At 51.2% G+C, this 24092-nt stretch carries 24 protein-coding genes; 8 read left to right on the top strand and 16 right to left on the bottom strand.

What is annotated here, in order from left to right; all coding sequences use genetic code 11:
- Positions 1-2: 2 nt before the first annotated feature.
- Positions 3-1130, bottom strand: coding sequence for a glycosyltransferase family 4 protein (locus ACE5KN_RS00605; protein WP_375525015.1), 1128 nt, complete (start codon positions 1128-1130; stop codon positions 3-5).
- A gap of 352 nt (positions 1131-1482) precedes the next feature.
- Here ACE5KN_RS00605 and ACE5KN_RS00600 point away from each other — a divergent pair, with 352 nt between their 5' ends.
- Positions 1483-2850 (top strand): RsmB/NOP family class I SAM-dependent RNA methyltransferase, encoded by a 1368-nt coding sequence (locus tag ACE5KN_RS00600; protein WP_375525014.1) that lies wholly within the window; start codon positions 1483-1485, stop codon positions 2848-2850.
- Positions 2851-2993: 143 nt separating this feature from the next.
- Here the strand turns inward: ACE5KN_RS00600 and ACE5KN_RS00595 are convergent, their stop codons facing one another.
- Genes ACE5KN_RS00595 through ACE5KN_RS00585 form a run of 3 tightly spaced genes read right to left on the bottom strand, consistent with a single transcriptional unit; the run spans position 2994 to position 6137 of the window.
- Entirely contained in the window at positions 2994-3794 is an 801-nt protein-coding gene (locus tag ACE5KN_RS00595) for a Cof-type HAD-IIB family hydrolase (RefSeq protein ID WP_375525013.1), read from the bottom strand.
- 46 nt (positions 3795-3840) lie between these two features.
- Positions 3841-4602: a pseudouridine synthase gene (locus ACE5KN_RS00590; protein WP_375525012.1), complete on the bottom strand. Its 762-nt coding sequence runs from the start codon at positions 4600-4602 to the stop codon at positions 3841-3843.
- Entirely contained in the window at positions 4599-6137 is a 1539-nt protein-coding gene (locus ACE5KN_RS00585; protein WP_375525011.1) for an RsmB/NOP family class I SAM-dependent RNA methyltransferase, read from the bottom strand. Before ACE5KN_RS00585 ends, ACE5KN_RS00590 begins: the two co-directional genes overlap by 4 nt.
- 166 nt (positions 6138-6303) lie before the next feature.
- Here ACE5KN_RS00585 and ACE5KN_RS00580 point away from each other — a divergent pair, with 166 nt between their 5' ends.
- Positions 6304-6867: a thioredoxin family protein gene (locus ACE5KN_RS00580; protein WP_375525010.1), complete on the top strand. Its 564-nt coding sequence runs from the start codon at positions 6304-6306 to the stop codon at positions 6865-6867.
- A 79-nt stretch (positions 6868-6946) separates the two neighbouring features.
- On the opposite strand, the gene ACE5KN_RS00575 is transcribed toward ACE5KN_RS00580, so the two are convergent.
- From ACE5KN_RS00575 to ACE5KN_RS00565, 3 genes are read right to left on the bottom strand one after another with little or no spacing between them, the layout of a single operon-like run.
- The gene (locus tag ACE5KN_RS00575; protein WP_375525009.1) at positions 6947-7453 is read right to left on the bottom strand and encodes a DUF309 domain-containing protein; all 507 of its coding nucleotides are present in this window, start codon (positions 7451-7453) and stop codon (positions 6947-6949) included.
- A gap of 2 nt (positions 7454-7455) precedes the next feature.
- A complete protein-coding gene (yjbM, locus tag ACE5KN_RS00570; RefSeq protein WP_375525008.1) occupies positions 7456-8268 on the bottom strand; it encodes a GTP diphosphokinase in 813 nt (270 codons plus the stop codon).
- Between the two features lie 28 nt (positions 8269-8296).
- Positions 8297-9391, bottom strand: a complete 1095-nt coding sequence (locus ACE5KN_RS00565) for a quinone-dependent dihydroorotate dehydrogenase (protein WP_375525007.1) — start codon at positions 9389-9391, stop codon at positions 8297-8299.
- Positions 9392-9584: 193 nt separating this feature from the next.
- Here ACE5KN_RS00565 and ACE5KN_RS00560 point away from each other — a divergent pair, with 193 nt between their 5' ends.
- Complete coding sequence (locus ACE5KN_RS00560; RefSeq protein WP_375525006.1) at positions 9585-9731, top strand: hypothetical protein; 147 nt, start codon at positions 9585-9587, stop codon at positions 9729-9731.
- Here the strand turns inward: ACE5KN_RS00560 and ACE5KN_RS00555 are convergent.
- The 3 genes from ACE5KN_RS00555 to ACE5KN_RS00545 form a co-directional block, all read right to left on the bottom strand.
- On the bottom strand, positions 9725-11173 hold the full coding sequence (locus ACE5KN_RS00555; protein ID WP_375525005.1) for a L,D-transpeptidase: 1449 nt from the start codon (positions 11171-11173) through the stop codon (positions 9725-9727). The two genes, ACE5KN_RS00560 and ACE5KN_RS00555, sit on opposite strands and share 7 nt — an antisense overlap.
- 132 nt (positions 11174-11305) lie before the next feature.
- Positions 11306-11545, bottom strand: a complete 240-nt coding sequence (locus tag ACE5KN_RS00550) for a ferredoxin (protein ID WP_375525004.1) — start codon at positions 11543-11545, stop codon at positions 11306-11308.
- A gap of 112 nt (positions 11546-11657) precedes the next feature.
- Entirely contained in the window at positions 11658-12938 is a 1281-nt protein-coding gene (locus ACE5KN_RS00545; protein ID WP_375525003.1) for a DNA polymerase IV, read from the bottom strand.
- A gap of 258 nt (positions 12939-13196) precedes the next feature.
- Here ACE5KN_RS00545 and cimA point away from each other — a divergent pair, with 258 nt between their 5' ends.
- Positions 13197-14816 (top strand): citramalate synthase, encoded by a 1620-nt coding sequence (gene cimA, locus ACE5KN_RS00540; protein ID WP_375525002.1) that lies wholly within the window; start codon positions 13197-13199, stop codon positions 14814-14816.
- Positions 14817-14868: 52 nt separating this feature from the next.
- On the opposite strand, the gene ACE5KN_RS00535 is transcribed toward cimA, so the two are convergent.
- Complete coding sequence (locus tag ACE5KN_RS00535; protein WP_375525001.1) at positions 14869-15447, bottom strand: TlpA family protein disulfide reductase; 579 nt, start codon at positions 15445-15447, stop codon at positions 14869-14871.
- Between the two features lie 168 nt (positions 15448-15615).
- On the opposite strand from ACE5KN_RS00535, the gene ACE5KN_RS00530 reads away from it, so the two are divergent.
- A complete protein-coding gene (locus tag ACE5KN_RS00530) occupies positions 15616-16890 on the top strand; it encodes an MFS transporter (protein WP_375525127.1) in 1275 nt (424 codons plus the stop codon).
- Positions 16891-17126: 236 nt separating this feature from the next.
- Entirely contained in the window at positions 17127-17573 is a 447-nt protein-coding gene (locus ACE5KN_RS00525) for a M67 family metallopeptidase (RefSeq protein WP_375525000.1), read from the top strand.
- On the opposite strand, the gene ACE5KN_RS00520 is transcribed toward ACE5KN_RS00525, so the two are convergent.
- From ACE5KN_RS00520 to ACE5KN_RS00510, 3 genes are read right to left on the bottom strand one after another with little or no spacing between them, the layout of a single operon-like run.
- Positions 17559-18296, bottom strand: a complete 738-nt coding sequence (locus ACE5KN_RS00520) for an exonuclease domain-containing protein (RefSeq protein WP_375524999.1) — start codon at positions 18294-18296, stop codon at positions 17559-17561. The genes ACE5KN_RS00525 and ACE5KN_RS00520 overlap by 15 nt on opposite strands.
- Positions 18293-19375 (bottom strand): DUF294 nucleotidyltransferase-like domain-containing protein, encoded by a 1083-nt coding sequence (locus tag ACE5KN_RS00515; RefSeq protein ID WP_375524998.1) that lies wholly within the window; start codon positions 19373-19375, stop codon positions 18293-18295. The genes ACE5KN_RS00520 and ACE5KN_RS00515 overlap by 4 nt, the downstream gene beginning before the upstream one ends.
- A gap of 36 nt (positions 19376-19411) precedes the next feature.
- Positions 19412-20812 carry an ammonium transporter gene (locus ACE5KN_RS00510; RefSeq protein ID WP_375524997.1) on the bottom strand — a complete coding sequence of 467 codons (1401 nt, stop codon included), beginning with the start codon at positions 20810-20812 and terminating at the stop codon, positions 19412-19414.
- 401 nt (positions 20813-21213) lie between these two features.
- Here ACE5KN_RS00510 and ACE5KN_RS00505 point away from each other — a divergent pair, with 401 nt between their 5' ends.
- Both ACE5KN_RS00505 and ACE5KN_RS00500 read left to right on the top strand, forming a co-directional pair.
- On the top strand, positions 21214-21636 hold the full coding sequence (locus tag ACE5KN_RS00505) for a MerR family transcriptional regulator (RefSeq protein WP_375525126.1): 423 nt from the start codon (positions 21214-21216) through the stop codon (positions 21634-21636).
- Positions 21637-21681: 45 nt separating this feature from the next.
- Entirely contained in the window at positions 21682-22353 is a 672-nt protein-coding gene (locus ACE5KN_RS00500; protein WP_375524996.1) for a zinc metallopeptidase, read from the top strand.
- 135 nt (positions 22354-22488) lie between these two features.
- Here ACE5KN_RS00500 and gltC read toward each other — a convergent pair whose 3' ends face one another.
- Together gltC and ACE5KN_RS00490 are read right to left on the bottom strand one after the other, a co-directional pair.
- Positions 22489-23415 (bottom strand): glutamate biosynthesis transcriptional regulator GltC, encoded by a 927-nt coding sequence (gene gltC, locus ACE5KN_RS00495; protein ID WP_375524995.1) that lies wholly within the window; start codon positions 23413-23415, stop codon positions 22489-22491.
- A gap of 43 nt (positions 23416-23458) precedes the next feature.
- Positions 23459-24079: a rhomboid family intramembrane serine protease gene (locus ACE5KN_RS00490; protein ID WP_375524994.1), complete on the bottom strand. Its 621-nt coding sequence runs from the start codon at positions 24077-24079 to the stop codon at positions 23459-23461.
- Positions 24080-24092: the final 13 nt, after the last annotated feature.

Below are 24092 nucleotides of genomic sequence, written 5' to 3'. Positions count from 1 at the left end.
AATCACTTATTGGCGTATTCCAGATACATCTTCTTCAGCTCATGAACTGCCCTGCTGAGTGAATAATTGGCTTTCGCCCGATCACAGGCTGAACGCGCAAGCTCATATCTGTACATCGGATCGGCGATCACCGCACCAAGCGCCTCTGCCAGAGCCACAGGGTCTTCCGGCGGAACAAGCAGGCCGTTAACTCCGTTCTCAATCTGCTCGGCGATGCCGCCAACCTCCGTCCCGACCAAAGCAAGACAGCTGAGCGCCGCTTCCGCAAATACTGAACCAAATGCCTCTGCCCGGGAAGGCAGCACGAAAATATCGAAAAAGGGCATGAATTCTTCCGGGTGGAGCGTATAGCCGTAAAAGATCGTTTCATTATAAATGCCGAGCTGCCGTGCCATCTCCTCAAGGTCAGGGCGAATCGGACCGTCCCCGATAATGTGCAGCACGTATTCAATCCCTTGCTTTTTCAATTCCGCACAGGCCCGCAGCAGCACATCCAGCCCCTTGGCAGGAACGAGACGGCATACGGTAATCAGTTGGGCAACCTCGTTTTCATGCGGGATCGGTTTAAATCTCCGTTCATCGTAGCCGTTCGGAAGAACTTTGATCTCCTCATGACGGTCCACATAGGGAGCCATATACTTGCGGAACGATTCGGAGACCGTCAACAGCCGGTCCGTACGATATTCAAGCTCCCGGTACATGGATGCCAGAAACCGATGCTCAGGCCCCCCTTCTGCAATTTTGCCATTAAGGATCAGCTCGCGTTCATAGGAAGAGTGAACAGTCTGAATCAACGGGGTATCGGGAAAGACGGTTTTCATAGCCAGACCGGCAATGGGATGATGAGCATGAATAAGATCAAACGGTTTATGAATGCGCAGCCTCGTCCACCACAGGTAGTCACGGTAGGTCTGAATATATTTCTGCACGACCGGGCTGTCACCGTATTGGGTCCAGTCAAAGGTATGGAACTTGATGTCTTCTTTTCCCTTGTTGCGAATTCGCTTGGGCAGAGAGAACATTTCCATCTCCCAGCGCGGCGAGGTAAACCGTTCCTGCAAATAAGGAATCATCGACGATACGCCCCCCGGCTGTTCCGGAGGGAAAAACAAAGCCTGCAGCAGTCTCATATATGTTGCTTCCCCTTTCAAGCAAGGCCGTATTGCTACTTGCCAATCATCAGAATGCAGTTGATTGATTTGTATGATATATTAAATTTCTGATGAACTGTTGCGAAGACATCCGAACGATGCAAATACAATATATTGTAGCGGATTAAGAGGCTTCATTCAACAGATAGTAATGGAATGGATTTCCTTGTGAAGCGCGAATATCTCTGTTTATTATATTCCCTGTGTCTCGCGGGTGTCAGAAGCGCGGCGGGCGGAAATAAATATGGTCTTCTCATATTATCGCATGCGGCGCGGCAAGCAGCAAAGCATAACTGTAATGTAATTTTAGCACTAAAGGAGCTTCATCTATATGGACAAACCAACACTGCCACCTACATACACTGAACAAATTTCCGACCTGCTCGGACCGGAAGCTGGGGCCTTCCTGGCGTCCTACAACCAACACAGAGTACAGGGACTGCGCATCAACCCGATGAAAGCCACCCCGGAGCTGCGGGAAACGATCATCAGCGAATGGAACCTTAAAGCTGTTCCGTGGTGCTCCGAAGGCTATTATTATGAAGAACCTCACCGTCCCGGCAAGCATCCTTACCATGCAGCCGGACTTTATTACATCCAGGAGCCCTCGGCCATGTCGGCGGTGGAGCTTCTTGATCCCCGTCCCGGTGATACGGTTCTGGATATGGCTGCTGCCCCGGGCGGCAAAACAACACATATTGCCTCCAAATTAAGAGGACAGGGGCTGCTCGTATCTAATGAGATCCACGCCGGAAGAGCGAAGATACTGGCTGAGAACGTTGAACGTATGGGGCTGAGCAATGTGATTGTGACGAACAGCACACCCACGGGACTATCAGAGCGGTTTCCCGCTTGCTTCGACAGAATTATGCTTGACGCCCCCTGCTCTGGCGAAGGCATGTTTCGGAAGGACCCGGAGGCAGTCCGCGAATGGACCCCCGATCTTGTAGCGATGTGCGCTTCAAGACAGCAGGATATTCTCAGGGATGTATACAAGCTGCTGAAGCCAGGCGGCTGGCTGGCCTATTCGACGTGTACGTTTAATAAAACAGAGAACGAAGAGGTTATGGAATGGTTTACCTCCGAATTTCCGGATATGAGCCTGGTGTCTATTGAACGCATATGGCCCCATTTGCAGCGGGGAGAGGGACATTTCGTCGCCCTGCTTCGCAAAGAAGGAGCTGCAACAAACGAAACAGCCCGGGGTAAAGAGACCAGCAAAGGTAAAAACAGCCGCAAGCGCCCATCCAGAGAGCTGGACAATGCCTGGGAAGGGTATAATGCCTGGCGGAAAAACGACCTCCCGGGACACAAGCTGGGGGACGGACGTCCGCTTTTATTCGGCGAATCCCTCTACTGGCTGCCTGAAAACGGCGATTTTGCCATTCAGGACGAACATATGGCTGGATTAAAGCTGCCGCGGGCAGGGCTTCATCTTGGGGAGTGGAAGAAAAACCGCTTTGAGCCTGCCCATGCGCTGGCCATGGCTGCAAAGCCCGATGAAGCTCGCGGTGTATTCAATGCTCCTGCGGAATCGGAGGAGATCCGCTCATTTCTGCGCGGAGAGACGCTGGCGGTGGATACGGCGCTTAAAGGCTGGGTCCTTGTTGCGGCAGATGGGCTTCCTGTTGGCTGGGGCAAAGCAAGCTCAGGCCAGTTAAAAAACCATCTCCCCAAAGGGCTGCGCCAGCTCCAGTAAGAAAAACATCTATCAGCGTACTTTCAAACTGTATTTAGAGGAAGCTTTTCCTGCGAATACAGAATTGTTCAACTCCGCTAAAAACAGCCTCCATGCTGCGACTAACGCAGATGGAGGCTGTTGAATTTTAAAGGGCTCTCTCTTCAGTTTAAGCAGTATTTGATGAGGGCATGTCTCACCCCCTGCTCATTGTTGGACAAAGTGACCTCGTCAGCCGCCAGCTTAACCTCTTCAGGAGAATTGGCCATGGCAATGCCTTTGCCGGCATAAGTCAGCATGCTGAGATCATTGTAATAGTTGCCGATCGCCATGATCTCATCGGGAGCTATTCCCCGCTGCTGCGCCAGCTGGTGCAGGGCTTCTCCTTTGGACGCATGCTTGTGCATCAGATCGATAAAAAAGTCTCCGCTGCGCAGCATATTAAACGGCTGCTCCCATCTGCCCCAATCCCGGTACACTTCGTCCAGGCGTTGCATGGAGCCAAACGCTGTAAACTTGACGAGCGGCTCCGACCAATCAGCCCACTGCGGCAGCTGCAGCGGCTCCATCAGAAATGCCTCATACATGCTCTGCACCTCCAGCTTCAGTCCCTCAAGCTGATCCACATACAGTTCAAATGCCGTATTGACGTCAAAATGAACCCCGTTTTCCCTGCAGTAGCTTATGTATGGTTCCAGGCTTCGTTTATCCATCTGGTATTGGTGCACGATCTCCCGGGTTGCCGCATCCACCGTAGCTGCCCCGTTATGGGAAATAACGTACCCCGTCAGGCCCATTTGCTCCATCAGCGGGATCGTGCTGAGCGGGGCGCGTCCCGTACAGAGCACGATTTCGGCGCCTTGAGCAACTACCTCCCGGATCGTGTCCACCGTTTCAGGAACAAGCTCGTGCCGGTCATTCAGCAGCGTGCCGTCCACGTCAAGCGCAATTAGTCGGTACCTCATCCATATCCCATCCTTATCTTTTATCTATATAATCAGCAGGCCTCTTTTACTGCTCCTGCATGCCCCGGTTCAGCATCGCAAGCTCCTCTTCATTCAGCTCACGATAGGCTCCGAGCGGAAGTTCCGGATCAAGGCGCAGGGGGCCCATCTCCGTTCTTTTTAAATACAGCACCTTTTTGCCGACAGCCTCAAACATTCGCTTCACCTGATGAAACTTTCCCTCATGAATGACAAGTGATATATAGGAGAGTGGTCCGTCCTCCGTTTGTTCTTTGGATAAAAGCGTGAGCTGCGCGGGCAGCGTTACATACCCGTCATCCAGTTCGACTCCCTCCGCGAAACGGGCTGCATCCTCCATTCCAACATCACCTGCCACCCTCGCTTCATAGGTTTTGGGAACGTGGCGGCGCGGAGAAAGCAGCTCATGGGCGAGCTTGCCGTCATTCGTCAGCAGCAGCAGACCCTCGGTATCCTTGTCCAGCCTGCCGACGGGAAAAGGCTCAAAATGACGGTACTCTTCATCCAAAAGATCAATCACCGTCCGCTCACGCAGATCTTCTGTCGCGGATATTACTCCTGGAGGCTTGTGCAGCATGAGATAAATGAATTCCTTGTAGCTTACGTTCTCCCCATCTACTTCAATCCGGTCTCGATAGGGATGAACCTGCATGCCGCTGTCTTTGACAACCGTACCGTTAACGGTAACGCTGCCCTGCTTGACATGTCTTTTGATATCGCTACGTGAACCATATCCCATGTGGGTAAGCAGCTTGTCCAGCCGCTGTGTCTGCTTGCCCTGTCCCTTCATACGGAAGTCCACCTCCATCCTGCCGGATATTCGTTTTTCAGCATGCCGTCCTGCCATTTCCCCCATCCAGCCGCATAGCCGTCAATACAGATCAAGGCATATCCCTTTGCGGAGGCTCCTTTGGCAAGCAGGACCCTGTCCTGCTCAATGGGCAGTGTTTCGCCTTTAAGATAGCGGACAGCCTCCGGGCTGCTCCCGTCCAGCACAATGGATCTGACGGAGTCATTCCTGTGCAGGGCCGTTGCCATCGGGTGGGATGGAGTGAAACGTCCATTTTTGACCGTTCCCATGAACCAGCCCGGCCGTACAACCTTCAGGCCGTTCAGCATGTCCGGGTCCAGCGGCGACTGGTAGATGCGGTCTCCGTATTCAACAGTGCGGCCCGGGAGCTGCAGCGTAAGCTGCTCTGCGGCGAAGGAAGCCAGCGCCTCTGCAGCGGTACGCTCTTCCCCCGCTCTGCCGCTGCGGCGGCCCTCTCCGCCGGCCCGCCCGCGGCCGCTCTTGTGCCGTTGCGCCTTGGCCCGGCCGCGCCCGCCCGCCTCTTCTCCCGCTGGCCGCTCAGATATGGACAGCGTTCTATCGGAAGCCGTCTCCTCCCCGGCATTCCCTTCCCATTGCAGCACAGCAGCGAAATGACCTTCTCCCTCAATCCGGTGCGGCCACAGCCTGCCGGTCCCTGCCAACTGCTCAATACCTTTATAACGCTCTTTGGACGGAACCCATTCCGGCCGCCCCGGGGAAAATCCGGGCCGGCCTGTTAACGGCACTACACGGAATCCCGGATTTGCCTTCAGAAATTCCGCGATCATCTCTTCATTCTCCTCCGGGGCAAACGTACAGGTCGAATAAACGATGATACCACCCGGAGCGAGCAGACGTGAAGCGATACGCAGGATATCCCTTTGCATCACCGTACATTTCTCAACCGAATGCGTTTCCCACTGTCTGGCCATGTCCTCGTCCTTTCTGAACATGCCTTCACCGGAGCAGGGGGCGTCAATCAGCACCTTGTTAAAATAATGCGGAAATGCTTCCGCAATCCGGTCCGGAGATTCATTCAGCACCACCGCGTTGCGCACCCCGTAGAGCTCGATATTTTTGGCCAAAGCCTTGGTGCGCTCCCCATGAATATCATTGGTGACCAGGATACCGCTGTCCTTGAGCTTGGCCGCGATTTGCGTGGATTTTCCGCCCGGCGCTGCACACAGGTCCAGGACCCGGTCCCCGGGCAGAACATCAAGCAGCTCCACGGGAGCCATGGCGCTCGGTTCCTGAATGTAATACAGACCCGCATGATAATAAGGGTGCAGCCCTGGCTTGGACCCGTAAGGAACGTAGAAGCCGGTTGGACACCAGGGAACAGGCCGCAGCTCAAAAGGCGATATGTTCACAAAATCCTCAACGGATATTTTCAGCGTATTCACACGTATTCCCGTATGCGGCACCGCATCATAAGCCGCCAAAAATGCATCAAACTCCGAACCCAGCAGCCCGCGCATTCTCTCTAAAAAAAGTGCCGGTAATTGTACAGCCATGTTATCTGATCATCCTGTTCTGTCGAAAAATCAATCATTCGCTCTTCATTATAACAGCCGCTCTATATTTTAACACAAATGCCGGACGGGTTATCCCGCATGCTTAAGAAAGCATATCAGGTTTATAGGTTTCCCGTTGTTTCACTACACGCTGTAATGCTGTATAATGATAGGCAGCCGCCATACTATTTATACTTTGATAGGAGAGATTATTTTGAAAGCAAAGAACAAAAAGCTTATTCCGATTATCGGCTTTTTTGTAGTGCTTGCCGTGCTGATCGGCGTTCTGATTGCCATCAATGCTGGCAACCGGAGCGAGCTGTACAACAAATCCGTTTCCTCTCTTAATCCCGCTACCCGAGAGCTGCTGAATGATCCCAACTATCAGCAAATCATTTTGCCGGATGCCCTTCAGCAAAAGATTAAAAACAAGGAAAGCTTCTTCGTCTACTATTTCGCTTCCGATTGCCCTCACTGCCGGGCTACCACTCCTCAGCTTATGCCGCTTGCGAAGCAGGAAGGCATTACCCTGCATCAATTCAATCTGCGGGAATTTGAAGATGGCTGGAACCAATACAACATCGAATTTACACCTACACTGGTGTACTATGAAAATGGCGTGGAAAAAGAAAGACTCGTTGGCGGTCTGAGCGAAACGGCCGGAGACAATGGCAACACGCTGGAGCAATACAAGACCTTGTTTGAAAAATACAAAACAAACGCCTCCTGACTTCCGGCGGAATCCATATTAAAGATAGAACGAAAGAACCTCCAATAGCACGGATTCGTGGCATTGAAGGTTCTTTTGCTTATTCATTCCGTTCAGCGGCCTTTTTCCGGCGGCCTGCAAGGATGTTCTCCCTTTCCTTGTGCTTGGCCCCTCTCTGCGGTTTAACCTGCTGCGGAATGTTGGGGCTGATTAAGACCGACGCCTGATGCACTTCCCGCTGCAGCTCCGGATCGGTGATGCGGATCGTCAGATCATAGAAGTCGAAAGGAGCCTGTTCATAGGCTGCCAGCCGCTCTGTGTACTGAGCCGTCTCGCTTACCAAACGGCCCATATCAATGCCGAGCGTCTCCTTCTGCGCAGCCTTGAGCTTCTGCAGTGCACTGTCCAGCATCATCCTTGACCCGCGCACGTTGCCGTTGCGAAAATGAAACAGGCCGACGGCAAGCTGGAGCAAGCCTTTATACAGCGGATTCCGCCCAGTTTCCAACCACAGCTCCTCCAGTACCTCGTGACACTCGAAGTAATCCCGGTCCCGGTTAAAATATACGAGATACGATATATACAGCGGTGGATAGTTAGCTGCCATGCTTAAACTTCATCCCTGTCCTCATCCGTTTTGGAGCTGTCCAGCAGTCTCTTGATCTCGTCAAACAGTTCCTTGATGCCTTCCATATCATGCTGCTCCCACAGCTCATTAAACCGGTGCTGGGCTTCGATCGCTTCACTCACCTTATGGTAGAAATAAAGCTTATGCATCGCTGTTAACGTCTTGGATACGATGTTGGACTGATCCTCAAATGTTTTTTGCGCATCCAAGATTTCCAAACGGATCGCGGACATTTCATTATCAAGCACAGAAGCTGCTTCCGCCGCTTTTTTAAGACGCTCTTTGATTTCCTCGGGCAGGCTCTCCCGGTATTTATAGCTCAGGGAATGCTCGATGGTTGCCCAGAAATTCATCGCAAGGGTCCGGATTTGAATCTCGGCCAGCACGATTTTCTGACCGAGGGCTGTTTGCACGGGGTACTTCACGATCATATGAAAGCTGCGGTACCCGCTTTCTTTAAAATTGGTGATATAGTCCTTCTCGTATAATACGGTTAAATCCTTCCGTCTCCGGATATACTCGGCCACACGGCGGATATCTTCAACGAATTGGCACATAATGCGGATGCCGGCGATATCCTCGATCCCGGTCTCCAATTGGTCCATCGGCACTGAAAGCCGTTTTGCTTTATCCAGAATGCTGGATATTTTTTTGACACGGCCGGTAACAAATTCGATCGGCGCGTATTCCTCGCGTTTTTTCAGTTCCGCACGCATCGTTTTGAATTTGACCTTCAGTTCTTCAACCGTCTGTTCGTATGGAAGCAAAAATGTTCCCCAATCTCTTCCGTCCATATCTCGTGCCTCCTGTCCGTTCGTCTGCTTACCGGTGGTCAGCACCCACCGCCTCGCTGATGTGTTTAAAGCCGTCCCGCCGCAGCAGCTCGCGCAAGCCGACATGAATTTTTCCGTTTATCTCCGGCCCCTCATAAATGAGGGCCGTGTATATTTCAACCAGGCTGGCTCCGGCCCTGATTTTGTCGTAAGCATCGCGGCTGTCGAAGATGCCGCCTACCCCGATAATGGGTAATTTCCCACCCGTTTGGCGGTATACGCTGCGGATGACCTCCGTAGACCGCTCACGCAGAGGCCTTCCGCTGAGGCCGCCGGTTTCCCCGGCATTTCCATGCGTCAGCCCGTCGCGCGAAATCGTCGTATTGGTGGCGATGATGCCATCTACGCCGCTGGCTGCAATAGCCTCCGTCATATATTCAAGCTCCGCGTCCGTTACATCAGGCGCAATTTTGACAAGAACCGCTTTGGACTGCCCTGATTTCGCCGCTTGAGCCTCCATTTCCGCCTTAACCGCAGCGAGCAGTTCCTTCAGCTCGCTCCCGTGCTGGAGCTTACGGAGATCCGGCGTATTCGGGGAGCTGATATTCACCACAAACAGATCCGCATGCGGATATAAAGCGGCTATGCACTTCTCGTAATCCGTATAAGCCTCTTCATTGGGCGTTGCCTTATTCTTGCCTATATTCACGGCGATCGGAATCGCTCTGTTCTTCAAGGAAGCAAGTCGCTCCACCATTTCCGCTGTACCTTTATTGTTAAAGCCCATCCGGTTGACCAGCGCCTGATCAGGCGGAAGCCTGAACAAGCGGGGCTGTTCGTTCCCCGGCTGAGCCAGTGGCGTAACGGTTCCGACCTCTATAAATCCGAAGCCGATGGCAGAGAAGCCTTCCACCGCTTCCGCATTTTTGTCTAGTCCCGCAGCCAGGCCGACCGGGTTGGGAAAATGCAATCCAAATAAGTCCACAGCCAGATCGGCTGTTTCCCGCACACCGTACATGCCGCGCAGCAAGCCGGTCCCGCCGGGTATTCCGGCCGCCTGCTTCATGCCGTCAATAACAAGATGATGCGCTTTTTCAGGGTCCATTTTAAAAAAAACAGGTTTGGCAAAATTGCGGTATAACACTCAATCCACTCCGTTCTCTACCGTCTTCGCTTCAGCGAAGCCTCTACTGACCACTCTGAAATAGTTTAGCTTTTTCTTCCCGAAAAAGAAAGTAATAAGGATCACTATTATGGGACAGGCAGGAGAGCGGAAGCGTCTCAGCGAATCCATTGCATAGGAAGTGCAAATGATATCACAAGAAGGAGTGATTTCCATGTCAGTCAAACGCAAACCTCCTGTCCTGCAGCAGAAAAAGGAAGAGGTAAATAAAAAAGCAATTGCCTGGACTGCCGCCAGTCTGGTTGTGCTGATTCTGATTATCGTGGCCGTAATTGTGCTGGCCAATGCCGGCAATCAATAAAGCCAGTGGTAGGTCTTGCGCGGATTAGTCTGATCGCTGACCTGCTCGCTTGTGAACCGGACATCAGGGACAAGCAGCTGATCAGGCAGACCGCCTGCCTGAATCGTAACCTGAGTGCCTGAAGGAGCCAGAGCGAACAGCTCTTCGACATCCTCCTTGCTCATACGGACACATCCCAGGGACTCATCCTTGCCGATGCTGTCCGGTTCATTCGTTCCGTGGATGGCGTAATTGGTATCGGATAGCTGCATGCCGCGGCTGCCAAAATCTCCATCCGGTTTGCCGTTCGGATTCACAACCTTATCTGAAATCTCATAGGTACCTTCGGGGGTTCTATTTCCGCCAAGCCCCACTTTATAGTTGCGGATCATGACGTTCCCGCTTACAACAGCAAGCCGATAATTGGATTTGTCCACAATAATCCGCAGCGGCTCGGTGAAAAAGGGAGCTCCGTCCAATGAAGAGGCCAGCGCGGTTCCCTCGGCCGACGGCATCTTCTCCACCGAAGCATCTCCGCTCTTAGAGCCGGCCAGGCGTTTTTTCAGCAACGGAAAGGCCGGCTTCATGCTCTCCGATATTCCGTCCATTATATTGTCGGGAAATGCCCCAGTCAGGTTGTTCAGGCTGCCCGGAAGTTTACCGTAACGCTTGCGGTAGGCAGAGAGAGAGCTGTTAAGCACAGCCAGCTCAACCTGTCCGGAAGTCCATGCCGCCGCCTGAGCTTTAATGGCTGAGGCGCCTGCAGGCTCGCAATGGCATTGTTCCGGATCAAGGGACTGAACCAGCACCTTGCCGCCGCCTTCTTTGTCCAGCCGGTATACAGCTTTAAGCTGTTCGTCCCACAAGAGCCATTTCCCGTCCTTCTCCATTCCGAGAATGGCAGTGCTCGCAGGAAGAGTATCTTGGCGGGTGAGGAGAGAGCCAATCTTCACAGACATCGGCCCGGGGCTCCCAACACCTGCCGTAAATTTTATATCCGGTTTGGAGCCGCCCGCAGCCGTACTCGTCTCCCCCCGCGATCCCTGCTCTCTGGTCTCATCTATTTCGGCTAAATCCTGCTCGCCTGCCGGCTCCTCGCTTGCCGTTTCAGTCCCCGGACCAGCTTTCCCTGGCGCATGAGCGGGCGGCATCAAGATGAGCAGCAAAAAAAGACAGCCCACCAGCAGCTTGCGAATGCGGGCGTTCCTTTTCTCCTTCGTACGTGCGATCTCAACGAGCTTGTTCTGATATTCCTCCCATACATCCTGTGGAATCTGTTTTTTCTCAAACGCTTCAAACACTTCGCCGGCTTTATTGAAGCAGTAGTTTGCTTTTCCCTGCTGTCCGCTATTCTGATATTCCTTGCCGAGCAAATACCAGCCCATTTTATTATCAGGATGCTGTTTTACATATGTTTTAAGATGTGACGTATCGCTCACGGAAACCCCCAGTTGTTTTGTCATGCAAACCCATCTATGTATATTTTTCGGCATGAATTGTTATGCTTTAAATAGATCCGCAAGAAAAAATGGCATCTCCCACCGCCATTACGGTAAAAGATGCCATTTTCGATGCTACGGCAGTGTTAATATAAGTTAATTTTTGTTAAAAGGCTCATCGGCTATCTTGATGGAATCCGTCGGGCATCCGTCGCAGGCATCCTGCATATCATCATACAGATCTTCGCTGATCGCCATAATACCGCGGTTGTTATCCCCTTCATAGATGACTTCAGCAAGGCCCTCATCATCGTAATCATAAATATCAGGTGCAGTTGCTCCGCAAGCGCCGCAAGCGATGCACGTATCTTTCTCTACCCAAGTATATTTAGCCATAGTATTCTCTTCCTCCTATACGATAAAACCAACCTGTCTTTCCGTCATAGAAACATATTAATACAAAAATATTGTGAATACAAATGATTTTAAGCATACGGAACTCCAATTTTTAGTCCAGGGACGGCAAATTATCCTTTTGCAGCGAGGTTCCCCGCAGCTTGCTGTTGCGGAGCAGGACGGATGGATCATCACCCAGCATGCCTGCCGTCAGCACCGCATTTTCGCCAAATTTATCACGCAGCGCATCCATCGCCTTGATGAGGCTTTCTTTTTTAGGCTGCTTCTCATAATCAAACAAGTCCAGCTGTACAGCCGCTTCTTCCTTCGGCACGAGCTGCTGTAATGTAATGCCAAGCAGTCGAACCGGTTTCTCCTCACTCCAATGCCGCCGGTAAAGCTCACAGGCTTCCTTATATATTAATTCGGCATCCTCCGTCGGATTCTTTAGCATTTGGGAACGGGTAAATGTCTTCATCTCAGGTGTTCGGATCGTGATCTGCACTCCACCTGCCAGCATCTTCTGCCGACGCAGCCTTCGCGCCACTTGATCGCTGATATTAAGCAGTATTCGCCGAACGTCCTCTGCCTTATTCACGTCCTGCGGAAGAGTCGTCGTGTGTCCGATGGATTTGTTCGGCTCTCTTTCCGTATGGACAGGAGAATGGCTGATCCCGTTAGCCGCAAGCTTCATCCATGAGCCATTCACCCCAAAATGCTCGATAAGATGCTGCTCGTCTGCCTTAGCCAGCTGGCCTATTGTCCGGATGTTGAGCTGCTGCAGCCTGGCGGCCGTTTTGCGGCCGATCCCGAACAGCTGGGCACAAGGCAGCGGCCATAACACCTTCGGCACGTCACGCAGCCGGAGAATGGAAATCCCGTTCGGCTTTTTCATGTCAGAGCCCATCTTCGCCAGCAATTTATTGGGCGCAATCCCGATAGAGCACGGGAGGGACAACTCTTCGGCGATGCGCCGCTGAATGGATTCCGCGATTTCCACCGGGGTTCCGAACTGCTTGGAGCCGGTAATGTCCAGATAGCATTCATCGATCGACGTGGCTTCAAGCATGGGCGTATAGGAATATGCGATTTGCATGAAGGCTCTGGAATATTGCCTGTATAAATGGAAGTCCGGCTGAATGATGATTAGAGACGGACAGATGCGGAGCGCCTGATTTACGACCATGCCTGTCGATATGCCCAGCTTGCGTGCTTCGTAAGAGCAGGTGACGATCACTCCTTTGCGCAGTTCGCTGCTTCCCGCAACAGCGGTGGGTCGTCCTTTATATTTATGCGGCTCTTCGGCGGCATGTACCGAGCAGTAAAATGCATTCATGTCGACATGAAGAATGACTCGTCCATCGGCCGGATAATAGTCACTGACTTTTTTCACTTGCAACCCTTCTATCTGAGTAATTTACAATCGCGGGGTGATCCGAAAAAATCTCAGTAGTTCCAATTTTACATCAGCCCATTGCAAAATTCATGCCCCTGGTTTATCTTTCCGGCGAAAATTTGTTTTAAGGTTACACTTCGTGCAATAAATTGCTATAATCATATAAATTATAGATTCTTCATTACACAAACGCTTTACTGTAAATTATCCAACCCAAAATTTGCTTACGAGACGCCATTTCAAAGGAGGATCTACATGTCAAAGACCATCTCCATCTTTGATACTACCTTGCGAGACGGGACACAGGGAGAGGGCATCAGCCTGTCTGCGGACGATAAATTGAAAATTGCCAAAAAGCTGGATGATCTTGGTGTTCATTATATTGAGGGTGGCATTCCCGGCAGCAACAGCAAGGACATTGAATTTTTCAAAAGAGTTCAGCAGCTCAGCCTGAGAGCCAAAATCACGGCATTCGGCAGCACCCGCCGCAAAGACAGCGCTGCGGAGCAGGATGCCAATTTGCAGCGGATTCTCCAGTCCGGTGCGCAAGCGGCCACGCTGGTTGGCAAGTCATGGGATTTTCATGTCCATACCGCACTGCAGACAACCCTTGAAGAAAATCTTGCCATGATTTATGACTCCATTGCATTCCTGAAGCAAAGCGGCATGGAAGTGATATTCGACGCCGAACACTTTTTCGACGGATACAAGAATAACCCGGAATACGCGGTTGCAGTCATGAAAAAGGCCCAGGAAGCCGGTGCGGACTGGCTTGTCATGTGTGATACGAACGGCGGGTCCATGCCTCATGAAATTTATGAGATTGTAACGAGCCTCGGTCAATCCGTTGAATCGGCCCGTCTCGGCATCCACACTCATAATGACTGTGAATTGGCTGTTGCCAATGCGCTCACTGCCGTTCAGGCCGGAGCGAGACAGGTGCAGGGCACCATGAACGGTTACGGTGAACGGTGCGGCAACGCCAACCTCTGCTCCGTCATTCCGAACCTGCAGCTGAAGCTGGGTTATGAGTGTATTGCCGGGGAACAGATGAAGCAGCTTACAAATTCCGCCCGCTATATCAGCGAGGTTGCCAATGTCAACATGCCTGTAAACCAGCCTTATGTCGGCAACGCCGCTTTTGCCCACAAGGGAGGCATTCACGTTTCCGCGATTATGCGCGACTCCCGCACATATGAGCATATCGTGCCGGAAGAGGTCGGCAACAAGCAGCGTATCCTCGTATCCGAGCTGGCCGGACAGAGCAACGTGCTGTCCAAGGCCAAGGACATCGGCATCCATCTCGATCCAAGCAGCGAGGAAGCCCGTTCCGTCATTGGCAAAATCAAGGATCTGGAGCACCAGGGCTATCAGTTTGAAGGAGCTGATGCGTCACTGGAGCTGCTGATTCGTGAGGCCAACGGCGAAATGAAAGAGCTGTTTACCTTTGAATCCTTCAAAGTGCTCGTAGAGAAATCCGCCGACAGATCCGTCGTATCGGAAGCATTCGTCAAGCTGAACGTCGCGGGCAGCAGCGTATATACCGCTGCGGAGGGAAACGGACCGGTCAATGCGCTTGACAATGCTCTTCGTAAAGCGCTGGCTCAATACTTCCCTGCTCTGCGGGATATGCATCTGTCAGACTATAAAGTGCGTGTGCTGGACGAAAAAGACGCAACTGCAGCGAAGGTTCGGGTATTGATCGAATCAAGAAATTATGAAAATACGTGGAATACGGTGGGCGTATCCGGCAACGTGATCGAAGCAAGCTGGGAAGCACTGGTTGACAGCTTTCGCCATGCCCTTCTCTCAGAGAAAATCGAGCTCCCTCCTTCAGGAGCTTCCGCTTCTTCCAACGGAATTGTCAATCATTAGTCTATATTTCAGCTATAGCTCCGGGTGTACTGTTATGGATCCCGGAGCTTTTTCATTTCGTATCCAATTCCTCAGTCAGCTTGCGGATTTTTCCCTCCAATTCTTCTTTGCTGTACACACCCAGCAGCATTTCACGCACCGTTCCATTTCCGTCAATGAGCACACTGGTGGGAAAAGCCGCTCCGCGATAAACATCAAATACTTCTCCTGATTTATCCAGCAGGATTGGATATGCTAATCCCAGTGATTTTGCAAATTTTCTTACATCTTCTTTGCGGTCATATTTCGTGACATTGATGCCGTACACATCAAGCTTTGTCCTGTATTTGGCTGCCAGCTCATTAAGAAGCGGGGCCTCGATCCTGCATGGATCACACCATGAAGCCCAGAAGCTGAGCAGCTGTATTTTGCCATTTCCCTGGCCTACCGTGTAGGTCTTGCCATCTAGCCCCTTCAGTGTGTTAACAGGTGCTGCCGCCCCCTCCTCGGCCATAGATAGCGCGGCAGGAGCTGCCACGACCGCTGCCGGTTTATCCGCGAAAGCTGATGCCGGGTCAATGGCTGCGATTCCCGTAAAAACTGCCCCGATGGCCAAACCTGCCGTCAACATAATCCTGATTTTTATATACATAATTACCTCCGAGTTTTTTTAATAACAGTCTCCCCTTTTGCCACATTTTTATAGCCAAGCTCCGTTCTGTCTATTTCTGCATGATCTCAGGCCGGACGGGTTACATTACTGACGACAGAAAGCGAAAGGACTGGGACCATGAACGGAACAAGAGGCAGAAGCAGATGGATGCCAGAAGCAAGACAGCATCGAAACCGGCACATCAGTCACACCAGGCACAAGGAGCAAAATGAAAAGAAATCATCAAAAGGCGGAGGCAAATGGGGGGAATATACAGCTCTGGCCAGCGTCCCCCTCGTTCTGGTGCTGGGCAACTCGATGATCGTACCGATTTTGCCGGAGCTGCAAAGCAAGCTGGGAATCAGCCAATTCCAAAGCAGCCTTGTCATCAGCCTGTTTTCCATCGCCGCGGGTGTTATCATCCCTGTTTCCGGTTATTTATCCGACCGTTTTTCCCGCAAAGGCGTTCTCATACCAAGTCTTATTTTATACGGCAGTGCAGGCATTCTTGCCGGCATGGGTGCAGTCTGGAACTCCTACACGGTTCTTATTATCGGACGGATTTTGCAGGGGATGGGGGCGGCGGGCACTTCCGCCATTGCCATGGCGCTGGTAGGGGATATGTACAAAGAAGGGACTGAATCCCAGGCTCTCGGTTTAATCGAAGCCTCCAATGCAGCCGGTAAAGTATTAAGTCCCATATTAGGTTCACTGCTGGCATTAATCGTCTGGTATGCCTCCTTTTTTGCATTTCCGGTTTTTTGCGTGCTCTCCCTTCTGGCTGTCATTTTTCTCATACACGAGCCTGGGAACAAGCGTGAACCGGTTCCCATCGGCAAATATGTCCATAACATAGCCAATGTGATCAAGCAAAAAGGCAGATGGCTGCTGAGTTCTTTTTTTACAGGAGCTGTAGGACTGTTCATTTTATTCGGCATTCTGTTTTATTTATCCGATACGCTTGAAGAGCCCCCCTATAATATCGACGGTGTAGTCAAAGGCCTGATACTGGCCATTCCGCTGCTGGGCATGGTAACCACCTCGGTTATAACGGGTTCAAAAATCAAGAAAAACGGCACAGTCATCCGCAGATTGATTATTATCGGACTGCTGATGATGACCGCATCACAGACTGCCGCCATTTTTACAGATAAGAACATTTATTGGTTAATCGGACTGTTAACATTAAGCAGTATCGGAACCGGTCTGCTTTTGCCATGTCTGAATACGATGATCACTGGTTCAGTCGAAAAAAGCCAGCGCGGGATGATTACCTCCCTCTATAACAGCCTGCGCTTTTTCGGCGTGGCCTTCGGCCCCCCGCTCTTCGGCTGGCTGATGGGGATATCCCATGTGGCCGTATTCGGCAGCGTGGCGGCGCTGTCTCTGCTTACCTTTTTTCTCGCTTTTAAGCTGATCAAACCTTCGGAAACGGTTCAGTAGCCCACTTGCACATGACCACCCTTACGCATTAGTATTAGACATGTAATAAGAAAAACGGCTATCGACGTACTCCACAGAAGACAGACCGCATTTAGCAGTGGTTTTTCTTGCGATTACAGAATTGCTCAGCTCCGCTGAGAACTTATAATACTAAGAAGTTTATACTTTCTGAAATCTTCACAAAATGACAGAAGCTCCCGTTCAGGGAGCTTCTTCATTAAGGAGCAGATATTCCATTGGTTTATTTTTCAGTAATTATCCCTTCCATTCTGCTGCACCGCCTTGAGCGGTATGTCCGCTCTTGTCAGCCGATGGAGGCGTGTGGAGCACTGCTTGGTCATATTGAAGGGACGGAAATACATATTTCCGCGTTTATCCCCATTCCGAATACTGCTGTTGATCCGTACCATCATTTTGAGTTCGACGGGCCGGCTTGGGTCAACTGTGTAATGCGGGAAACAGCCTTAATCGGCATATTCCACTCGCATCCCGCATCCTCCCCTGTACCATCGGAAGAGGATTTGCAGCAGCTGCAGTTGTTCGGCTCCGGGTTAACGGCCTATTTAATCACAGGGTCCGGCAATCCATCCGGTTCCATGTTCACCGCAGCCTATCTGGTTGCTCCCGGCGCTGCACCACCATCGTTATTAACGCTTGAGCCTGTGCCTTTACGCGTGACTTAAATGATTGTATAAATCCGCCAGATTGGTTACGCCGCGTTTCATGATTTCGCTCATGTAGCAAACCCATAATTTCGCAGTCATCTTGGCGTCTTCCAGGGCATGGTGTCTGACTGTTACAGGTATGTCGTTGGATAGGAGCAGATCATCCAGAGTATAGCTGCCAGGCTGCGGATCCAGCCATTTGGCCAGCATCATCGTATCGATCACCCGATGGGTGAGCTGAACCTTGGACGTTTTCCAAAGCGCCGCGTTCAGAAAAGCTTTATCGTGAGAGCTTGCATGAGCAACAAGCACCCTGCCGCCGACAAATGACATAAAGTCATGCAAGCCGTCAATCAAAGCCGGAGCATCATTGCTCATTTCCTGGGTAATACCCGTCAATTCCGATATGTGCTCCGGTACCGGTACGGTCGGTTTGACCAGCGTGTAGAACTGTTCCTTTTCCATAACTGTGTCGCCCACCACACGCACAGCACCGAAGGACAGTATTTCATCCCCATGCTGGGGTGAGAAGCCGGTCGTTTCCAGATCAAATACCACAGTCTCAAGCCTTTCCAAGGGAGTCCGCATGGCCTCCGACCGGCGCTGTTCACGGGCGAGTGAACGGATAAATGCCATCTGCTGCGCGGTCGGGGCCCCCAACACGGAAGCAATTGCTGACGGCATGCCGCCCTGACGGAACACACTCCAAAATCCGCCGCCGCCCCTAACCGGCTCTTTCATAACTTTCTCCTTTCCAAAAAGCGAAGCTGTCTCTGCAGCGCCCTGTGCACTCTTCTGACCACAGTGAGGCTTTCCCGCAGCTCATACCACAACACACGCTGCTTCAGCTGTTGAACGGGCATATAACCGCTGCTGATAAGCAGCCCATCCTCTTCCTTGTAAGGCGTGCTGTTTCGGAAATGGAGCGCGATGAGAAAAGCCCGCTGACAGGAATCCAATAGCGGAGAAGGGGCTGCTTCAAGCGAAGCCAGCTTTTTCAGCCGTCTTAAAGTCGATGTTTCTGTTACACCATTTTGCAAGGCCATGAACCGGACAGCGTTCACCAGCGGAATATAACAGCCATACTTGATATCAAAATCCCCCGCATGCTCCCCAAAGCGCTCGGTGACGATTTGACCTAAAATGTTCAGGGTCGCTTTATGCTTTACGGTATTGCGCAGAACTGCTACCGCAAGGCCCGAATCCCTGCGAAACACGGCGCTGAAGGATTCCTTCCACTGCCTGGACAAACCTTCATCTCCCGCGATATGCCTCATATCGGAGGCAATAATCAAATGCCGGATCGGATCCCAGCTGTAATCGGAGCTCCACTCCTCCAATTGTTTCTTCCATGCTGCGGCCTTCTGCCGCCATAATGGCTCAGAGCACATGACCTTACCTTCACATTTACGGTAGCCGAGCCATTCCAGCATATCCGAAAGGCGTGATCCGAAGGCGGCAAAATAAGCTTCTTTCTCCTCATCTGCTTCATCGCTGATAATCATTCCATTATCCTGATCGCTCCAGAGCGTGGATTCCGAGCGCCCCATACTCCCGAAAGCTATAAAGGCATAAGGGACGGGAGGAGGGCCTAAGCCATCCTCAACCATCCCTTGTTCGCATAACTGTACAGCCTTTGCGGAAATAACATCATGCATTTCGTTAACCTGCCTGAGCCAAGCCTCCGTAGGGGCTTCGGTTCGTATTTCCAGCAGGCGATGCTGGGCATCCATCCTTGCCTGTCGCAACCGATCAGGCGAATCGGCGTTAAGAATCGCCTCAAATGTTATATTGAACGCTTCTGCGCGCTGCGATCCCATACCGCCAGCCTCCCTCGCTCGACCCTACCGTCATTATTAATTCAATGTGCGTTTCTCAGCATCAGCAATCAATTTCATTTGCTCAGGATAACCGTATGTGCCATGTTCGCTCATATCCAGACCCATCGTTTCCTCTTCTTCAGTAACACGAATGCCCATTACAGCTTTCATGGCACCAAGGATAATGAAAGAGATGATCAAAACAAAGGCGAATGTACCGATCAGGCCGAGCAGCTGTACGCCCAGTTGTCCGAAGCCGCCGCCATAAGCCAGGCCCGCTTTGCCTACACCAGTGATTTCTACCAATTCAGGCTTTGCAAAAATACCCGTGGAAACCGCACCCCACATCCCGGCAACACCATGTACGGAGAAGGCGTAGATCGGATCGTCAATACGTCTGCGCTCCAGCCATTGGGCGGTAAAGAAAGTGATGATACCTGCAACCGCACCGATAATAACAGCCGCCCACGGAGCAACAAAGGCACAAGAGCCTGTAATGGCTACGAGAGCCGCCAGCACACCGTTCAGCATGCTTGGAATGTCCGCCTTGCCGAATACCATCCAGGATACAGCCAGCGCGAAGACCGCACCTGCTGCAGCCGCGATGTTGGTTGTCAGGGCCACATAACCGAAGAAACCGTCGTTCATGGCGGAAACCGCGCTGCCAGGGTTAAATCCGAACCAGCCGAACCAGAGGATGATTACACCAAGAATGGAGTAAACCTGATTGTGACCTGGAATAACGTTCGGTTTGCCGTCCTTGTTGTATTTGCCAAGACGCGGCTTCAAAAGAATGGTGGCCACCAGTGCAGCCGTTGCACCAGTCAAGTGAACTACTGTCGAGCCAGCGTAGTCCTGCATGCCGAGCTGAGCCAGCCAACCGCCGCCCCATACCCAGTGGGCTACAACCGGATAAATAACAATGGAGAACAAAAGACCGAAAACAATATATACGCTCAGCTTAGCGCGTTCAGCCATACCCCCGCAAGCAATGGCCAGCGAGATAGCGGCAAAGGCAAAGTGGAACAGGAACATGATCGTTACAGGTACGTCCAAAGCGGACAAGGAGTCAAACGACGGCGCCGCATCGGTGCCGCTTACGAAGAAGCCCGTAAGTCCCATAAAACCGTTGCCGTTGTCATTGCCGAAACCAAGACCAAAGCCCAGCGCCCAAAACGCAAGGGCGGATACACCGAGTGTCAATACCGTTCTGCCGGCTACGTGACCGGCGTTCTTCATTCTTGTCGATCCCGCTTCAAGCAAAGCAAATCCGGCTTGCATGAAAAAGACGAGAATAAACGCCAGGAAGGTGAATGCAGAGTTCAGACCAGCCTGCAGCTGAACGTTGGTAGGCCCCTCTTCTGCTGCGAAAGCCCCGACCGGAAAAGCCAGTATGGCCAGCAAACTAAGCAGTGGAATTAACCATTTTTTCTTCATCAAGAACACTCCCCTTAATGTCACTTATCTTTACATATCATGAAATCGTTAATGTCATTATAAGCAGAAGATAAGAAAGTTGACAAGAGAATTTTTCAAAAAGAAAGAAAAAACAAAAACAGCCTTTAGTCCTACACCTATAAGTCCTTTATCCTTACCTTAATTTTCACGAAAAAGCGTGACGTTTGACTGTACGGTTACGGATCATGTATCATTAAGAAAAACGTCTATCGACGTACTTTCTAAGAAGACAGACCGCATTAAGCGGAAGTTTTTCTTGAGATTATAGAATTGTTCAGCTCCGCTGAAAATTATGAATTCTATAATCTTTAAAACAGTAAAGCCACTGCTTGTGGGGCCAATGATTTATCAGGAATCGCGAGGTGAGCGCAAATGGGGATATGAAGCTGTACCGGATCGGCGAACTTGCCAAAGCGGCCGGCGTAAGTGAACGGACGATCGATTATTACACAAAGCTGGGACTTATTGCTCCTGAAGAACGTTCTTTGAAAAATTATCGACTTTACAGTGATGAAACCTTGAAAAGACTCGAACGTATTAATCAGATGAAACAAGAGAAATATAGCCTGGAGGAGATCAGGCAATCGCTTGAGAAATGGAGCGAGCTGTCCAGCGAGGACCAGGTAACCGACAAGCTTACGACCCTGGAGATGCATATGCAGCGGCTGGAACGGGAAGTGAATGAGCTGCAGCCCCTTCTCAAGCAGTTAAAGCCGGTTCAGGCCCGCAAGGTACTGACTGGTCTGCTGCCGCAAAGCGCAGCCTGCATCGAAGCGCTGAAGTATCTGCTCGAGCACATGTAGTTCTCTTGTCCAATTCTACTTTATTTATTTTGGAGGTAATTGAATATGAGCGGCATGTATCTATTGGTGATCATTGCCTTTATCTTTTCGTTGTGGGCGCAGTTTCGTGTCTCCGGCACGTTTAAGCGCTGGGCCAAGGAGCGCAACCAGCGCGGCATGACCGGCTACGACGCCGCCCGGCATATGCTGGATTCCAACGGGCTGCACGACGTTCCGATTGAGCCGGTGCGAGGAACACTCTCTGACCATTATGACCCGATCAACCGGGTTGTTCGGCTGTCGGAGCCAGTGTACTATGAAAGCTCTATTTCGGCTATATCCGTTGCCTGCCACGAAGTGGGTCATGCTATTCAGCACAAGGAGCATTATTCGTTCCTGACGCTGCGCCACCGCATTTTCCCGGTGGTGAACTTTGCTTCCGGCATCGCGCCGTTCCTGCTGATTGCCGGAATGTTGTTCAGTTCTTTTAATCTGATCGGTCTGGGTATCATCTTCTTCTCGGCTACAGTAGCCTTTCAATTGATTACACTGCCGGTTGAATTTAACGCATCGAACCGCGCACGTGAAATCATGGTCTCTGAAGGTTATATCCGCAACGATGAGGAGCGCGGGGTAGCCAAAGTGCTCAACGCAGCAGCACTGACCTATGTGGCTGCCGCCCTGGTCTCCCTGCTCGAGCTGATTCGTCTCATCGGAATTTTCAACAACCGCGATTAACAGAAAATTTAACACAATAAAGGGGTGCCCTCGATTAGGGGGCACCCCTTTGTTGTGTTGTTATGATTAATCGCAAGAAAAACTTCTGCTAAGTGCGACCTGTCTTCTTTGAGTTTACTACGATAGATGTTTTTCTTATGAGATGTCAGGTTTGCAGACAGCTTCAATATTTTTTTGCAATCCAAAATAATTAAGCAAAAATTTCCTGAATGACTGTGCCACTAACGGAAGCTTGTCATCTGTCCGATGAATCAGGCCAATGGTACGCGTTACCTTCGGTTCCGATATTTTCACTTTGGCCGGCTCAAGCCGGTTGGTCTGGAACAACGCCATTTCAGGCAGCAGGCTGACCCCCATGCCGGCAGCCACCAAGCCCCGGATCGTATCGGTCTCTTCCCCTTCAAATGAAACATGCGGTGTAAAGCCTGCCTGAATGCACGCATCCCACACGATAGGCCGCAGCGAGTAACCACTTCCGAACAATATAAATTTCTCATCCTTCAACTGCTCCAGCCGGATACTCTTCTCCCCGGCAAGCGGGTGATTCGGAGGCAGTATGGCTTGAAGCTCCTCCGTCAGCACAATATCGCCACCGATTTGTTCGTGGCTGTGCGGAAAAGGTGATACAAACGCCAAATCGATCTCCCCTGACAGCACATCCCGGATCAGTGTCGGATACATCCCCTGTTTAAAACGAAACTTCACATTGGGATAACGGTTTCGAAACTCCGCCACGACGGAAGGAATTAAATGAATGCCCAAACTGTGCGGAAATCCAATCCGGATTTCACCATTTTCCGGATCCAGAAACTCATGAACCTCCATGACGGCCCGATCCAGATCCTTCATAATACTTTCCACCCGTTTGCAGAAGAGCTGGCCGACTGGCGTAAGCTGCAAATTACGGCCTTTTTGCATAAACAAATGGACGCCCAGCTCCTCTTCCAGCTGATGAATCTGCCTGCTTACAGCCGACTGCGCCACATGAAGCTCTTCTGCGGCTTGCGTTACATGTTCTTTTTGTGCTACTTTTACAAAATACTGCAACTGTCTTAGTTCCACTTCAATTTTCGCTCCATTCTTTTGCCTTATACGGTATGGCTGTTCAGGCTCGTGCCCGGCGCTTGAACAGGCGGATCATGAGTCCATAAATGAAGAATCCGCTGATCAAGCCCCCAAAATGCGCCATCCAGTTGATATTCGCCACGGCCAGCGAGAAAACTACACCGAGGATCAGCAGCGAATACAACGTTTTTCGGGATGCCTCATCCATCATATTGCGTTGGAACAAGGCGATGTATAAAAACGCGCCATATATCCCGTAAATTGCCCCGGAAGCACCGATGGAAACGGTGATTTGACTGATTGAGGTAAAGTAGGCATCCGACATCATGTTCCCCACAATGCCTGCGCCCAAATACAAAACAAGATAGCGCACGGACCCAAGCAGTCTTTCCAAAGGCGGGGCAAACACCAGGATGGCAAAGGAGTTGAAGAACAGATGGCTGAACCCCCCATGCAGAAAGATGGAGGTCACGTAACGCCAGTACTGTGTATCATAAATTCCCATATTCAGCTGGGCCCCCAGCTCAACCAGCGTGTTCGTGGTAAATCCTCCGTTAAGAAGCACCAGCCCGGCCATAACCAGATTGGCCAGCAAAATAAGACAGGTTACGGGATAATAACGAATGTAATTGTTCCAGCTTTCATATCGCAAAAAAATCAAAATGAGGCCCCTC

It is taken from the genome of Paenibacillus terreus (assembly GCF_042138595.1).
GTDB lineage: Bacteria > Bacillota > Bacilli > Paenibacillales > Paenibacillaceae > Paenibacillus > Paenibacillus terreus.
This window is presented reverse-complemented; position numbering and strand designations above follow the sequence as displayed.

Coding starts and splice junctions, on each gene's coding strand:
- ACE5KN_RS00580 (WP_375525010.1), top strand. CDS start 6,304: ATGATAGGCAGCCGCCATACTATTTATACTTTGATAGGAGAGATTATT.
- ACE5KN_RS00510 (WP_375524997.1), bottom strand. CDS start 20,812: ATGAAGAAAAAATGGTTAATTCCACTGCTTAGTTTGCTGGCCATACTG.
- cimA (WP_375525002.1), top strand. CDS start 13,197: ATGTCAAAGACCATCTCCATCTTTGATACTACCTTGCGAGACGGGACA.
- ACE5KN_RS00560 (WP_375525006.1), top strand. CDS start 9,585: ATGTCAGTCAAACGCAAACCTCCTGTCCTGCAGCAGAAAAAGGAAGAG.
- ACE5KN_RS00515 (WP_375524998.1), bottom strand. CDS start 19,375: ATGGGATCGCAGCGCGCAGAAGCGTTCAATATAACATTTGAGGCGATT.
- ACE5KN_RS00605 (WP_375525015.1), bottom strand. CDS start 1,130: ATGAGACTGCTGCAGGCTTTGTTTTTCCCTCCGGAACAGCCGGGGGGC.
- ACE5KN_RS00520 (WP_375524999.1), bottom strand. CDS start 18,296: ATGAAAGAGCCGGTTAGGGGCGGCGGCGGATTTTGGAGTGTGTTCCGT.
- ACE5KN_RS00500 (WP_375524996.1), top strand. CDS start 21,682: ATGAGCGGCATGTATCTATTGGTGATCATTGCCTTTATCTTTTCGTTG.
- ACE5KN_RS00505 (WP_375525126.1), top strand. CDS start 21,214: ATGAAGCTGTACCGGATCGGCGAACTTGCCAAAGCGGCCGGCGTAAGT.
- ACE5KN_RS00585 (WP_375525011.1), bottom strand. CDS start 6,137: ATGGCTGTACAATTACCGGCACTTTTTTTAGAGAGAATGCGCGGGCTG.
- ACE5KN_RS00530 (WP_375525127.1), top strand. CDS start 15,616: ATGCCAGAAGCAAGACAGCATCGAAACCGGCACATCAGTCACACCAGG.
- ACE5KN_RS00595 (WP_375525013.1), bottom strand. CDS start 3,794: ATGAGGTACCGACTAATTGCGCTTGACGTGGACGGCACGCTGCTGAAT.
- ACE5KN_RS00555 (WP_375525005.1), bottom strand. CDS start 11,173: ATGACAAAACAACTGGGGGTTTCCGTGAGCGATACGTCACATCTTAAA.
- ACE5KN_RS00590 (WP_375525012.1), bottom strand. CDS start 4,602: ATGAAGGGACAGGGCAAGCAGACACAGCGGCTGGACAAGCTGCTTACC.
- ACE5KN_RS00575 (WP_375525009.1), bottom strand. CDS start 7,453: ATGGCAGCTAACTATCCACCGCTGTATATATCGTATCTCGTATATTTT.
- ACE5KN_RS00550 (WP_375525004.1), bottom strand. CDS start 11,545: ATGGCTAAATATACTTGGGTAGAGAAAGATACGTGCATCGCTTGCGGC.
- ACE5KN_RS00600 (WP_375525014.1), top strand. CDS start 1,483: ATGGACAAACCAACACTGCCACCTACATACACTGAACAAATTTCCGAC.
- yjbM (WP_375525008.1), bottom strand. CDS start 8,268: ATGGACGGAAGAGATTGGGGAACATTTTTGCTTCCATACGAACAGACG.
- ACE5KN_RS00535 (WP_375525001.1), bottom strand. CDS start 15,447: ATGTATATAAAAATCAGGATTATGTTGACGGCAGGTTTGGCCATCGGG.